The sequence below is a fragment of the Pandoraea norimbergensis genome, from assembly GCF_001465545.3.
GTDB lineage: Bacteria > Pseudomonadota > Gammaproteobacteria > Burkholderiales > Burkholderiaceae > Pandoraea > Pandoraea norimbergensis.
Window position 1 is genome coordinate 5,667,222 of record NZ_CP013480.3, and the last position, 14,357, is coordinate 5,681,578.

Consider the following 14,357-nt stretch of genomic DNA (forward strand, 5'->3'; position numbering starts at 1 on the left):
CTACCGGTCAATGGCTGTCTTGTTTCTTGCGACCGGCGCGCAGCGCCAGCACGAGAATCAGCAGCAGCACCAACAGGGCGATGGCGACGGCCGGCACGCCCCACGAGACATAGCGGCGCCACTCGTAAAACGCACTCTCTCCGGCGCCCGGCGGCAGGCTCGCGTCGGGGTTGCTGCTGTCGATCCACGCGACCGGCCCTGCCGGTCCGATGATCGCGAGATTGCCGCGGTTGAGCAGGAACGGCTCGCCCACTTCGACCTGCGGCGCGCCGACGGCGTACCACAACAAGCCGTCTTCACCGCCGCCGCGCACCACCTCCGCGGTCGACAGGTTCTCCAGGCCAGTGATGTCCAGCCACTTGGCATCCTTGCCGCCGATTTCCAGACGCTTGCCATCCGACACGCTCACTGTCGGCTTCGCGCCATCGATCGGCACTTCCATCGCGACGAACGGTTTGCCCGGCTTCACGCTCTTGCCCGCAGCGGCAACCGTCAGTTCGGTGCGCGACGGGGCGAGCCCGCTGGCAGACGCAATACCGATCACGCGGCGGATATTGGCCGGGGCGTCTTCGAGATAGCGCGCGGGGACGATCAGTTGCGGGTTGCCGGCCATGAGCGGCAGCAAGCCCACGAACGTGCCATCCGGTTCGGCCTTGCCCGGGCGGATGTAGCTCGCCGAAGGCAGCACATTGACCGGATAGGCCTGCGGAATTTCATCGCAGTTCGCCGAATACGGCTGACGTTGCACCGACACGCGAAGGTTATTGTTCACGCCGAGGACGTAACCCGGCACACGCGCCTTGAGTTGCTCGGGGCGGCCATTGGCGTCGAGTTGCTTCGCGGCCAGCAGAATGCCGTTCCAGAACACCGTCGCCACCGGCTTTGACGCCGCAGGTCCCGGCGCAGCGGCGAGATACAGCGAAATCTCGCCCGGCATGCGGCCGTCGGACGCCACCGCGCCCAGCGGGAAACTCACGGTCCAGTCGCCGCGGGCGAGCACGTCGAAACTGTCCGATGAGCCCCCCAGACTCGACAAGCGCACGACCTGCTTGTCTGCGATGTCCGGCGTGCGAGCGACCGGCACGGTGACATTGTTCGAGAGCAACAGACGGCGCAGCGAGTTGTCGAAGAGGCCCGCTGCCTGCGCGCCTGCGTCGCCCGCGATGGCAATCACCGACTGACTGCCCATGGACAGCAGGCGGATCTGCTTCGCACCCAGCGCGTCATTCGCCAGCGGCGCACGCTGATCACGCCATGCCTTGAAGGCCGCAGCGGCGTCGCTATCCGAGGCGAGCTGACCTTGCAGCGCGTCGAACGCAGCGGCTAGACGCGCACGCATCGTCGCGTCGGCCACCACCACGTCACCGCTGACCGACGACGCATTCATTGCCAGCAACGCGCCCAGTTCGGCATCGTTGGCCAGCTTGTGTGTCGCGCTGCTGTCGCGCAGCGCGGCAAAGGCCGGTACACCGGCGAGCGCTGCCGGCACGTTGACGCCACGCGTGTCGACGACGTCGCCCACGGCGGGCAGCGCCCTTACCTGCACGCGCTTGCCGCTGCGCTCAAGGGCGACACCGATACGCCACGCACTGTCGAAGGCTTCCTGACCCAGCGTCTTCGATGCGACGAGCAGTGCCGGAGCACCGGGCAACGTGCCCCACGCGTCATCGAGACTCGACACCGATTTCTGATCGATGCGATAGGTCAGCCGCGTCTGCGGCGTGATCGTGACCGAGTTCGCAATCGAGCGATCGGGCTCGCAGCGATAGGTACCCGTGCGAGCGTGCCAGTTCACCGAGAAGCGCACGAAGCCGGTGTCGCGAGGACGCGCCGACACCGCGAGATTACGTTGCAGCGGCCCGTCGCCCTCTGGCACCGACTGCGACGTCATCGGCTGCCCGTCGATGGAAAGCACGACCGACGCCGCGCCGGGTTCCCCCTTCAGATAGCGGCCGTCGAACGTGATCGACGCATCGGCAAGCGGCAAGCCCTTGGGCACCGGCAGATAGAAGTCCTGACTCGCATCGCCCGACAGCACGATAGGCGCCGTGATGCCCAAATCGGCCAGTGCGATGCTGCGTTGCAGATTCACGCCCGAGCCAAGGGCACGCACGCCGTCGCCCAGTGCGCTTGCGTGCGACGCGAGCGGTGCGCACATGCCAAGCACGGCAAGCACGCCCGCCGTCGTCGCACACACGCGGCGCAAAGGCGTACGGGGTGCAGGCGTCGCACGCGATACCGAAGATAACGAAGATACCGAACGGGAAAGGTCGCGGGTCATTCGGCGACGTGCAGTCAATGTGTTGAGCAACGGCATGGAATATCCGTAGTGGGGCGCACGGTCCGCGCGGGCGGGCGATGCGGGGTTGGACGGAACAGGTGGCAGCGCAGGTGTCGGCAGTGCAGTCATCGCGTGAGTCCCCCGCCTGTCAGGACACGCGGCCGATGGCCGGCGCGTCCGGATCGAACTCGCTTACCGTGCGCCCGCAAAGGGCCGCCACGATGCGTTGCGAGGCGTGTCCGTCGCCGTAGGGATTCACGCGCCGCGAGAACGACACGTGATACGCGATGTCGTCGAGCAAACGGGTCACGGCCTCGACGATGCGATCACGGTTGGCGCCGACCAGTGCGACCGTGCCTGCCGCCACGGCCTCCGGACGTTCGGTCACATCGCGCATGACCAGTACTGGTTTGCCCAGATACGGCGCTTCTTCCTGCACGCCGCCCGAGTCGGTAAGGATCACGTACGCACGCTGCATGAACCAGACGAAGTCGACGTAATCGAGCGGATCGATCAGATGCACATTGTCGAATCCCGCGAGCGCCGTCATCACGACCTCGCGAACGGCCGGATTCAGGTGCACGGGATAGACGATCTGCACGTCGTCGCGCTTGGCGATATCGGCGAGCGCCGCGCAAATATTGCGAAAGCCATCACCGAAGCTCTCTCGGCGATGCCCCGTGACGAGCAGCAAACGACGTGAACTGTCGAGCCACGGGTAACGCGCGGCGACCTCCTTGGCCAGCGGCGAATCGTCGCGCAGCCGCTCCATGAGTGTCGCGAGCGCATCGATCACGGTGTTGCCGGTCACGACGATCCGGCCCTGAAGGTTCTCGCCCAGCAGGTTCGCCCGGGACGTTGCCGTCGGTGCGAACAGCCAGTTGCCGACCGCATCGACCACGCGGCGGTTCATTTCCTCGGGGAACGGTTTGGCCAGATCGCCGGTGCGCAGCCCCGCTTCCACGTGCCCGATGGGAATACGCCGGTGAAAGGCGGCGAGTGCACACGCGCACGCCGTACTCGTGTCGCCATGCACCAGCACGTAATCCGGCGCTTCCGCCTCCAGCACAGCGTCTACCCGGGCAATGGCGCGCGAGAACAGACCGTTGAGCGTCTGATTAGGCACCATGACTTCAAGGTCGTACTTGGCCGAGAGATTGAAAATCGACATCACCTGATCGAGCATCTGGCGATGCTGCCCCGTCACGCAAACCACGCTATCTATGCCGGGCTCGCGATCGAGCGCCGTCACGAGCGGTGCCATCTTGATGGCTTCGGGACGTGTACCGAAGATCGACAGGACTTTCATCGTTATATGTTCCGGTCATCGCCTGCTGGCGCCATACGGTATAAGGCATACGGCGTGCAGACGTTATCTCGCCCCGGGGACTTCGGACATGGGGCTCTCAGACATGAGGTCGGAATGGTGGTGGCGACGCTATGACACTTACTTCGTTGTCCGATACATCAGTATCGGCTGCCTGCGCGGCGAAGACCAACAGACGACGCCAGCCGTGCGGCCAGTGTCGCAATACCTCCTCCTGCCACTTGTTTCGCACCGGATTCAGCGGCTTGTTTTTTCTACAGTGCGAACTTGATTGGCCGGATGGTATCGATCAACCGTCCCCATACAGTCCCCCCATTTGCGATGCGCCTCTCGCTGTCGCGCATGAGCAACAGGGTTTTTCGCAGGGAAATCAAGGGTTGACGGGCGTCAAAACAAACGAAAAAGCCCCGTGCAATAGCCGCAAAAGCGGTATCGCACGGGGCGAACATCGGTACGACAGGGGCTGATCGGTGGCCCGAATTACCGGGTCACCGTCTTATGCGTTTCATCACGCTTGCCGCTGCAACCGCACCACGTTGTCTTGCGAACCCGGTTGAATGCCGGCACGCAGGAGCAGGATCTTCAGGTGATCGCCGATACGCTCGATACGATCGTTGAAGTGATTGAGGAACACGAGCACGAACAACGCCGTCGAGATACCCAGTGCGGTCGCATACAGCGCCGTCCCGATACCGGCCGACACGCCCTTGGCATCCGAGATCCCCGACGCGGCGAGCGACGAGAACGTATCGATAATGCCGAGAATCGTACCGAGCAGGCCGATCAGCGGTGCCGCCGTCACGATCGTGTCGAGCATCCACAGACGCTGCTTGAGCTTGGACTTCATCGCGAGATACAGCGCAGCGGAGAGCTGCTCCATGTCTTCACGCGAATGAGCGTCGGCACGCGCCTTGGCCAGTGCACGCAGCGCATCGGCCGGCACACTGTCATTGCTCTCGAGATGTTGCGTGAGATCGTCGAGCGTACGGCCTTCGCCGAGCAGCATCGCGTCAAGCTCACGAGCGTGTTTGTTCGTGTAGCGATAGAAAATCAGACGTTCGATGCTGATGAACAACGCCACGACCAGGCACGCGTACATCAGGAAAAACGACAGATCATGTAGCACCTGAGTGTTCATACGAAGGTTCCTCTTTCAAATTCGTGAGTGCGAAAGCAGCGGCTCGCCTCACTGGAAGTCGGCAGACAGCGACACAGACAGCAGTCGCGGTGCGCCCAGGTAGTAATAAACCGTGCCACTGCCGCCGCCGACTTGCACGCTCGACGGGTTGCGATACTGGCGATTGAACAGGTTGCTGACGTTCACGCGCACGGTGGGGTTCTTGAAGAAAAACGTGTTGTTGAACCGGTAGCCCGCATCCAGATCCACGGTGGTGTACGACGGTGCGACTTCGTCGTTCATGAGCGTGGCGTACTGACGCGCCGTGAACTTCGTTTGTGCACGCACGTACCACTTCGGCTGGGCGTACTGAATCGACAGACCCAGCAGCCACGACGGATCGAGCGGGTAATCCTTGCCCGACGTCTGCATCGTGGTCGTCGCCGACGTCTGAAGGTTGTCGAGCTGGCGGCTATGGTTGTTCGTGATCGAGGCGTACGCCGACCAGCCGTGGAACGGCACCGTGCCGAATTCGAGCTGGAAGCCGTAATTACGCACGCGACCGGCATTCGTGTAGACCGAGTTGTTCAGATTCGGGTCGTACGCGGTGGCCTGACGGTTCTTGTAGTCGACGTAGAACAGCGAGCCCGAGAACACACCCAGACCGCTTTCGTTGCGATAGCCGATGTCATACACATTCGACGTTTCGGCCTTCACGTTGCCCGTCACGGTCGCCTGACCGTTCACGAACGTCACGTTGCCGTTGGTCGGCGAGAACGCGAAGTTGGGTGGTGCGCGGAAGTTCATCGCGTAGCTGGCGTAGACCTGATTCGCGTCGTCGATCGAATAACGCACGCCGGCCTGCGGCAGGAACGCGTTGTAGTCCTTGACCACGTTGTACGACGTGCCCGAGTTGCTGCCCTCGTTAGCGAAGTTCGTGAAGTCACGGCGCACGTGCGGCGTACGGAAACCGGCCGTCACGTTGAGCTTGTCGGCGAGCATCGAGATCGAGTCGGCGGCGAAGAACTGCCACGACGTCGACACCGTCTTCCAGTTGCGCGACTCATACGGCTGTCCCGTCGGGCCGGTGATCTGGTTGTCTTGCAGCCAGATGTCGCTGGCAGTGCCGTCGGCATTCACGAGCACGGCCGGGCCAGTCTGACGGTGCACCGCACGCTCGAACCACACACCGGCCTGAATCTGGTGGTTGCCGAGCTGTTGCGTCACGGTCGTGGTGATACCCGGGCGGTCGGTACGCGTCACGCTGCTGTTCGCCACGATGATCTTGTCGAGCGTGTCGCCGTCGCCGTTCAGATCGCGGCCCAGACCCGCCTTGCCGGTGGCCGGGTTCAGGAAGCCGGTTTCCGAAAGCACGTATTGCTGCGTGCCGCCGGTGCCGAAGCCATACCAGTAGTACGGCTGAATCTTCACCTGCGTGGTCGGCGTCAGGCGGAACACGCCGGTGACCGATGCGATCACGTTTTCAAACGGGTTCTGCGACAGCTTGTAGTACGCCGGGCTTTGCGAAGCTTCGTTCTGCGCGGTGCCCTTGACCGGGGGCAGGTGACCGACAAACTGCGAAGCGTAGTCGCCGTAGTAGCCGTTCTGGTTGAGCTGCGCGAGCGACGGGTTGTAGATGTTGTTGTTGATCGCACGGTTGTAGTTCAACGTACCCGTGACGTAATTTTCCTTGTTGAGATCCAGACGGAAGCCAAAGTCGACGTGATCGCGCTTGGCCTTGCCTTCTCCCTTCCACTTGTCGATTTCGGCGTGCGAGTACGACACGAAGATCTTCGCCATGTCGTTGGCGAAGCGGCCCGAGTCCAGACGCACGAACGAGTTCGTGAGGTTCAGGCCACCGACCGTTTGCGACACGCGCACGCGCTTCTCGTTTTCCGGTTCGCACGTGACGATGCTGACGTTACCGCCGGTCGAGCCGACGTGCGGGGCGTCGAGATCGGTCGCGCCCTGCGTCACCGACATACCGCAGGTGTTCGAGTTGTCGAGGAATTCCTGCGGATACACGGCGAAGCTGCCCGAGTCGTTGACCGGCACGCCGTTGATCGTGAAGCCGATCTGGTCGGAGTTGAAGCCGCGAATCGACAGACCGCCACCGAACAGGCCCGACGCGTCGTAGCTGTACGTCGACACGCCCGGCAGCAGGCCGATCGACTGGAACACGTTGCCGGTGGCACGTTCCTTTTCGATTTCGGCGCGCGTGACCGTGCTACGGGTTTTCGGTTCGTCTTCGCGAACCATGAGGCCGGTGCCGAGGTTGTCGCCGTCGCCGGTGATGGTCACCGTGCCGATGTTCGACGTGCCCGAAGCACTGGGGGAAGCCGTGGCGGCGGCGGGTGCTGCATTGGTATCGGCGCTCTGCGCGTGTGCGACGCCAGCCTGAAGCAGCAGCACGTGAACAGCGATCATGGACAGACGCAATGCGGGACGCTTGAACGGCTTGCCGGCCGTTGTATGTAGATCGTTCATCTCGGTCTATTCGTTATGGTTACGGGTGCCTGGATTGCTGCGGCAAAGCGCCGCCGCGGTTTTTTTCACGTGGCGCAGGGCCGCGTGGTCAGCGTGAGTGCAACGGGACTGCTGTGTTGCCTGGGTCGCTCCTCAGCTATTGCTCGGGAGCTGGTAATCGAGCTTCATGCAGAACCTGTGCTGCGCCTGGCCTGCAAAATGGGTGTCCTGAAATGCCGGGTATGTGGTGCCCTCGACGAGTCGCGTGGCCGTGTTGTCGAGCAGCAGCGAGCCCGAGCCGTTGGTCAGGTTCACGTCCTTCACCTTGCCGCTGCGATCGAGCATCACGCACAACTCGACCGTCCCCGTGGGCTTCTCGGTCATCGCCTGACGGCTCGTCGGATACTTCTTTCGCGACTCCACCAGCGCGCGCAACGACCGTTCGTACTCACGGTCGGGGTCGCCCTTGCTCGGCGCGGCGGCCTTCTGCACGGGCTTCGATTCGGCGGTCGGCGTCGACGGTGCGGTGTTGGTCGCGGTGTTCGCTGTCGGCGTCGCGTTCGACGTCGCCGGTGCGCTGTCGGCGACCGGTTGCGGTGTCGGCGTGGGCGTCGGTGTGGGTTGCGGCGCCGGTTGAGGACGCGGTTGCGGCTGAGGTTGCGGCTTCGGCTCGGGCTTCGGTTCGGGCTTGGGCTCAGGCTTCGGCTGAGGCTTCGGTTCCGGCTTGGGCTGAGGCAACGGCTCCGCCTTCGGCTGCGGTTGCGGCTCGGGCGGCGGCGGCGCGAGATCGATTTCGGTGAGCACTTCTGCCTGCTTCTCGCCTGGCGGCGGCGTCAGCGCACGCAGGCTCGGACCGACCGTGGCCGCGAGTGCGAGCAACAGCGTCAACCCGCCCGCCACCCAGTCGCGGCGGCGATAGATCGGCGTGGGCATCCAGAAAGCTGGGGTGGCGTTCGTCGCAGTCATTACGATTTCGCTCGCGTAGCGATCGAGATTTTGCTCACCGACGCTGCCTTCAACGCATCCATGACGTCGATCACACGCTGCATCAGCGTGCCTTCATCGGTCTTGAGCGTGACTTGCGCCTTCTCGACGTCGCCGGCCTTTTCCTTCACGCGTGCGCCGAGCGCTTCGAGCGTGGTGTCGGCACCGTCGACCTGCAACGCACCATCGCGCGTGATGGTCACGACGACGGGCTTCTCGGGATTGACCTGTGCTGCGCTCGACGACTGCGGCAACGTGGTCGACAGGCCGCGCGACGGGATCACGTTGATGCTGAGCAACACGAAGAACACGAGCAGGAACATCATCACGTCGATCATCGGAATGATCTCGATGCGCGCGTGCCGTTTGGGGGGATCTTCGAAGTGAATCATGGCGACGTCCGGAAAAAAGAAACCGGATTATTTTGGACGTCGATGAAATTTCCGTGACGAATCGACACAAATGCGATGCGAATTCCGTCAGACGTTGCGTTTACCCCGTAACCGCAAAATATATTTCCTACGTGTAATAAAGTTTAACAATTGACGAATATCCTGCCGTGTAAACCACAGGAAACCAATGCGCTACGCGAGCGTAAAACCCCTTGAAACAAGGCGTTTTTGCGATGCGACGCAGGCAGTTTTCGAAGGCACATATGTCAATGCATATGTTAGATATACGATGCCATCGCAGAACTGTCACACAAGAATTTCCGTGCGAAAGCTTTGCTCCACACACGAACACGACACGTCATTTGAGGAAGTCATGCGTCACACGTTTGCCGCGCTCACGCTAGCGCTGAGCAGCATCGCTCCGCTATGCGCTGCGCCCGCACCCTTCACCATTCCCGGCTTTGAACTCGTGCACACCGCGCCCGTTGGCGCCGGTGCCGACAGCGACGATCTGCGCGATTCCGTCACCGTCTGGACCGACATGTTCGATCACGCGAAGACGTCGATCGACTTCGGTCAGTTCTACGTGTCGGGTGAGCGTGGCAGCCGCATGGATACGGTGCTCGATCATCTCGAAGCCGCGGGCAAGCGCGGTGTGAAGATTCGTTTTCTGATGGAAGCCAAGGGCGAGCGCATGTCCGACGAAGCGACGCTCGCGCGCGTCAAACAGATTCCCAATCTCGAGTTCCGCATGCTGGATTTCTCGAAGGTGGGCGGCGGCATCATTCACGCAAAGTACTTCATCGTCGATCGACGCGATGGCTTTGTCGGCAGCCAGAACTTCGACTGGCGTGCGCTGGAACACATCGACGAGACCGGCGTGCGCGTGAGCGACGCGAAAATCGTCGCGCAGATGCAGGGCATCTTCGAGCAGGACTGGCAGGCGCAGGCCGCGCTGGCGAGTGGCGGGCAACCGGCGGTGCGCAATCGCGACGTCGTGCCCGCCGATCTCGCGCAGTCGTCGTTCCTCGTCGCCAGCCCGAATGCGTACAACCCGCCGGGCGTCGGCGATTCGCAGACTACCCTGCCCGCGCTCATCGGACAGGCGAAACAGAGCGTGCAGATTCAGTTGATGGATTACGCACCGCTCTCGTTCGGCGAGAAGGGCAAGCGCCCGTACTACGGTGTGATCGACACGGCGTTGCGCACGGCGGCGGCACGCGGCGTGAAGGTGCAGATGCTGATCTCGAACTGGAACCTGAAGCGCCCCGATGTCGCGTATCTGAAGAGCCTTGCGCTGGTGCCCAACGTCGAGCTGCGTGTGGTGACTGTGCCGCCTGCCTCAAGTGGGTTCATCCCCTATGCGCGCGTGGTGCACAGCAAGACGATGGTCATCGACGGCGAGCTGGCTTGGGTTGGCACAAGCAACTGGACCGGCGGCTACTTCGACAACTCGCGCAATCTCGAGGTGGTGATGCGCGACGCAAAGATGGCGCAGCGTATCGCCCAATTGCAGCGCACGTGGTGGAATTCGCCGCATACGGCCCCCATCGACGTGTCGCGCGATTACCCTGTGCCGCATCCGGGCACGCCGTGAGCCACGTCTCATGAAGTCGACAGATATTGCGTCGCCCGATCGCGCACGCCGCACGCTGCTCAAGGGCGCGGGTGCCCTCGTCGCCGTGCCGCTGCTTGGTCCGTTCTCGCGGGCGCTCGCCGCTAATTCAGGCGATCCGTTCACGTTGGGTGTGGCCTCTGGCGACCCAGTGTCCGATGGCTTCGTGCTGTGGACGCGTCTCGCGCCCTCGCCCATTTCGCCCGACGGTCAGGGCGGTATGGCCGGCATGCCTGCGCAGGTGCCCGTGCAGTGGGAGATCGCCAGCGATGAGTCGATGCGTGACGTCGTGCGTCGTGGCGTTGCCTATGCGCCAGCGATGTTCGCCTACAGCGTACACGTCGAGGTGAGCGGCCTCGCGCCGCATCGGCCGTACTGGTATCGCTTTACGGCACTCGGCGCACAAAGCCCCGTAGGACGCGCCGTCACCGCGCCGCTCGCTAACGCGCCGGTGGATCGTCTGCGCTTTTCGTTTGCGTCGTGCTCGCACTGGGAATTAGGGTATTTCAGCGCCTATCGTCACATGGCGCAGGAGAACCCCGATCTCGTCATCTTCCTCGGCGACTACATCTACGACTATACGAACGATCAGAAGAAGAAGGATGCCAAGCCGATCGTGCGCGCGCACGACGGCCCGGATGCGAAGGATCTCGTCGGGTATCGCAACCGCTACGCGTTGTACCGCACCGACCCCGATCTGCAAATGCTGCACGCCGCTGCGCCGAGTCTGATGACGTGGGACGACCACGAAGTCGAAAACGACTATGCCAACGCGTGGTCGCAGAAGGTCGACGTCTCGGCCACGGACTTTCTGAGGCGTCGCGCAGCCGCCTATCAGGCGTACTACGAGCATATGCCGCTACGTGCCATGTCGATGCCGCGCGGGCCCGATATGCGCGTGTACGACCGTATCGGGTACGGCGCACTCGTCGACTTCCACGTACTCGACGGACGCCAGTACCGCACGCCACAACCTTGCGCATTGCCGAACAATCGCGGTGGCCATGTCACGCCCGACAGTTGCACCGAGCGCACCGAGGCGCGCCGCACCATGCTCGGCTTCGAGCAGGAAGCGTGGCTGGCCGATGGGTTTCGGCAATCGCGCGCGCAATGGAATGTGATCGCACAGGATCTGCTGTTCGTACCGCTCACGCAAAAGGATCGCAAGACCGGTGTCGTCGGCCATTGGACTGATGGCTGGGACGGTTATCCGGCCACCCGGGATCGCATGTTGCAGGCGATGACGCAGTCGCGCCCGAACAATCCTGTGCTCATCGGTGGCGATATCCACTCGTACTGGACGAACGACGTGCATGCGAACGAGCGTCCCGATTCGCCGGTGATTGCGACGGAGTTCGTCGGCACGTCGATCACGGCGAATCCGCCGCCGTACGAGGCATTTGCGAAGATGCTGCCGGAGAATCCGCACGTGAAATACTTCGAGAGCCGGCATCGCGGCTATGTGTCCGTCGATCTGACGCCGCAGCAGATGCAGACGCGCTTTCAGGTGATCTCGGACCGGGCCGACAAGCAGGCGACGGTCTCGACGTTGAAGCAGTTTGTGGTGGAATCGGGCGACCCCGGCGCGAAGGTGGTTTGACGTTGCCCGTGTCGCCACATTGATGCGTTAACGCAAAAGGCCGGATGTCGTTGAAGACATCCGGCCTTTGTTCATGCGATTCGTCGAATCTGACGCCGACGCGGTATCGATGTGTTGCTGCCACATCGACGCCGTTAGATGGCGTCCCCTAGGGGATTCGAACCCCTGTACTCACCGTGAAAGGGTGATGTCCTAGGCCTCTAGACGAAGGGGACAAAAACAGTCATTCGTTTGGTGGAGGTAAGCGGGATCGAACCGCTGACCTCTTGCATGCCATGCAAGCGCTCTCCCAGCTGAGCTATACCCCAGCGCGAAGAGGCGTGACTATAGCGTGTTTGACGGCGTCGGGCAACTGGTTTTGACCGGCTAGCGCAATAAGCCGAACCGCTTCAGCTTCCGGTACAGCGTGTTGCGGCTCACACCGAGCTTGCGCGCCGCCGCGCTCACCTGCCCCTGACAGGCATCGAGCGTCTCGCGCAACGCCTGCCGCTCCGCCGCTTCGAGCGGGGCCTCGCGGGGGGTATCTCCATCGACGGCCTGCGCCTGCCGCACGTCCGCAGGCAGATCCTCTGGCGTGATGACACCATCGTCGCTCAGCGCCACCAGCGTACGGATCACGCTGCGCATCTGCCGCACGTTGCCGGGCCAGTCGAAGGCACATAGGGCTTCGCGCGCGGCGTCAGTCACGACGACGCTACTGTCTGCCTGTGCCTGTTTCAGCAGCCGCTGGATCAGGTCGAGTTTGTCGTCGCGCTCCCGCACCGGCGGCACCACGACGGCCAGCCCACTGAGTCGATAGAACAGGTCTTCCCGGAATTGCCGCTCAACGATGCGCGCCTCCAGATCCTGATGCGTCGCGCTCAGCACGCGGATATCGAGCGCCACCGGTTCTCCGCCGCCTAACGGCAGCACCTCACGCTCCTCCAGCACGCGCAACAGCCGCGTCTGCATCGCGAACGGCATGTCGCCGATTTCGTCGAGGAACAGCGTGCCGCCGTTGGCTTGCCAGAGCTTGCCGCTCATGCCCTCTTTGCGCGCTCCCGTGAAGCTGCCGCCCACGTAGCCGAACAATTCACTCTCGATCAGCGCTTCGGGAATGGCCGCACAGTTCAGCGCGACAAACGGGCCGTTCGCGCGCGCACTGGCCGCATGCACGGCGCGGGCGAAGACTTCTTTCCCGCTGCCGGTTTCGCCGCGAATCAGCACCGGTACGTCGTGCGCGAAAACACGACAGGCACGCGAGAATTCGCGTACCAGATGCGCGTCGGTGAAGGGCGCGACGTTTGTGTCCTGACGCGGTGCAGGTTGCGCCGGAATGCGTGGCGTTGGCCTCGCGGCCCGTTCGGGGGCGCGCAACATCGCCAGCAATGCTTCACCCGCATGCGTGCGAACCGGCCAGCAAGTCTGCGGTTGCGGGTGCGCACGCGCCATCAGCGCATCGAGCGATTGGGCAAACCACTGGTCAACCCGCGTGCCGATGATGTCGTCGCGCGTGGCACCCAGACGATTCAAGGCGCTCTGATTCGCGGCGAGCACGCGGCCGCTGTCGTCAAAAGCCAGCAACGCCTGCGCGAAACCGCCCAGATGGTCGGCTTGCTCCTGCAATTGCAGCAGCCATTCGTCGCGATAGTGCAGAAAGAAGTATTCGCTCTCGACCACCTTCGCACTGAGATTGACGAGCGCGAGTGTGTGGAACTGGCTTTGCCTTGTGACGTCGGCACTGGTCGACGACACGTCGATCACGGCGAGCAATTCGCCGTGCGGCGCAAAGACCGGACTGGCCGTGCAGGTGAGCGGCGTATGCAGCGCGCGAAAGTGGTCCTGCTGGCAGATGATCACCGGCGCCCGTTCGACCACGCATGTGCCGATCCCGTTGGTGCCCTCGCAGGATTCACTCCAGTCCGCGCCGGGACGCAGGCCGGCACGCAGGAAGTCGTCGCGCGTGCCGTCGTGCAACTGACAGTCGACGATCACACCTTCCGGGTCGGTCAGTAGCACCGCCTGTCGCGGATTCATCAACTGGCGTTGCAGACGATCCAGCACGTGCGCCGATACGTGGCGCAGTTGCTCCATCGCGTTGCGCCGCTCGGTCAGTTGTGACGATCCGATGACATGCGGCGCCATGCGCGCACCCGGGTCGAGATCGTGCGTGTCGAGACAGCGGCGCCAGGAGCTGGCGATACTCGGGTCGGTCGCTGCCGCGACGGCAGGCAGGTGACCTTGTACAACATTCAGCACACGGCGCGCGTGTGCTGATTCTGTATTCGCTGGCATTGGTTGTCTCCCCGTGCCGGATGACCTTGAGTCGTCCCCGAAGCATGTCGCAAGCCGCAGGTGATTGCAATGAGGTATGTCAGCCATGCCCGTGGCCGGTTCGCGACCCCGCCTATCGGCAGCGTGATGCCATTAGCCATTAGTGTCGCGGCGGTCTCGCGCCCGGTGTCCCGCCTGCGAGACAGGGGGTGACACACGTGTCTCGGTTTCGGCGCATCGGCGAGCGCGGCTCGCTCGCGTGGTGCCCGTCAGGCAACGATCTGCCGGGCTGGCCCGCGACTTGCTTACCGACGTGCGTGGC

Annotated in this window: 9 protein-coding genes and 1 tRNA gene; 2 read left to right on the forward strand and 8 right to left on the reverse strand. The window is 63.1% G+C overall.

Annotated features, from left to right (window positions below; translation table 11 throughout):
* Window positions 1-7: 7 nt before the first annotated feature.
* The 6 genes from AT302_RS24805 to AT302_RS24830 form a co-directional block, all read right to left on the reverse strand.
* A complete protein-coding gene (locus tag AT302_RS24805) occupies window positions 8-2,158 on the reverse strand; it encodes a hypothetical protein (protein ID WP_174554633.1) in 2,151 nt (716 codons plus the stop codon).
* 271 nt (window positions 2,159-2,429) lie between these two features.
* Entirely contained in the window at window positions 2,430-3,590 is a 1,161-nt protein-coding gene (gene wecB / locus AT302_RS24810; RefSeq protein WP_058376283.1) for a non-hydrolyzing UDP-N-acetylglucosamine 2-epimerase, read from the reverse strand.
* Between the two features lie 526 nt (window positions 3,591-4,116).
* A complete protein-coding gene (locus tag AT302_RS24815; RefSeq protein ID WP_058376284.1) occupies window positions 4,117-4,746 on the reverse strand; it encodes a MotA/TolQ/ExbB proton channel family protein in 630 nt (209 codons plus the stop codon).
* Between the two features lie 48 nt (window positions 4,747-4,794).
* On the reverse strand, window positions 4,795-7,212 hold the full coding sequence (locus AT302_RS24820) for a TonB-dependent receptor (protein WP_058376285.1): 2,418 nt from the start codon (window positions 7,210-7,212) through the stop codon (window positions 4,795-4,797).
* A gap of 132 nt (window positions 7,213-7,344) precedes the next feature.
* Window positions 7,345-8,157 (reverse strand): TonB family protein, encoded by an 813-nt coding sequence (locus tag AT302_RS24825; protein ID WP_058376286.1) that lies wholly within the window; start codon window positions 8,155-8,157, stop codon window positions 7,345-7,347.
* Entirely contained in the window at window positions 8,157-8,567 is a 411-nt protein-coding gene (locus AT302_RS24830; protein WP_058376287.1) for an ExbD/TolR family protein, read from the reverse strand. Before AT302_RS24830 ends, AT302_RS24825 begins: the two co-directional genes overlap by 1 nt.
* 373 nt (window positions 8,568-8,940) lie before the next feature.
* Here AT302_RS24830 and AT302_RS24835 point away from each other — a divergent pair, with 373 nt between their 5' ends.
* Both AT302_RS24835 and AT302_RS24840 read left to right on the forward strand, forming a co-directional pair.
* Complete coding sequence (locus AT302_RS24835; protein WP_058376288.1) at window positions 8,941-10,164, forward strand: phospholipase D-like domain-containing protein; 1,224 nt, start codon at window positions 8,941-8,943, stop codon at window positions 10,162-10,164.
* A 10-nt stretch (window positions 10,165-10,174) separates the two neighbouring features.
* Window positions 10,175-11,782: an alkaline phosphatase D family protein gene (locus AT302_RS24840; RefSeq protein ID WP_058376289.1), complete on the forward strand. Its 1,608-nt coding sequence runs from the start codon at window positions 10,175-10,177 to the stop codon at window positions 11,780-11,782.
* Between the two features lie 139 nt (window positions 11,783-11,921).
* Here the strand turns inward: AT302_RS24840 and AT302_RS24845 are convergent.
* Window positions 11,922-11,997: transfer RNA gene (locus tag AT302_RS24845), tRNA-Glu, on the reverse strand.
* 151 nt (window positions 11,998-12,148) lie between these two features.
* Window positions 12,149-14,056, reverse strand: a complete 1,908-nt coding sequence (locus AT302_RS24855) for a sigma-54-dependent Fis family transcriptional regulator (protein WP_058376290.1) — start codon at window positions 14,054-14,056, stop codon at window positions 12,149-12,151.
* Between the last annotated feature and the right edge of the window lie 301 nt (window positions 14,057-14,357).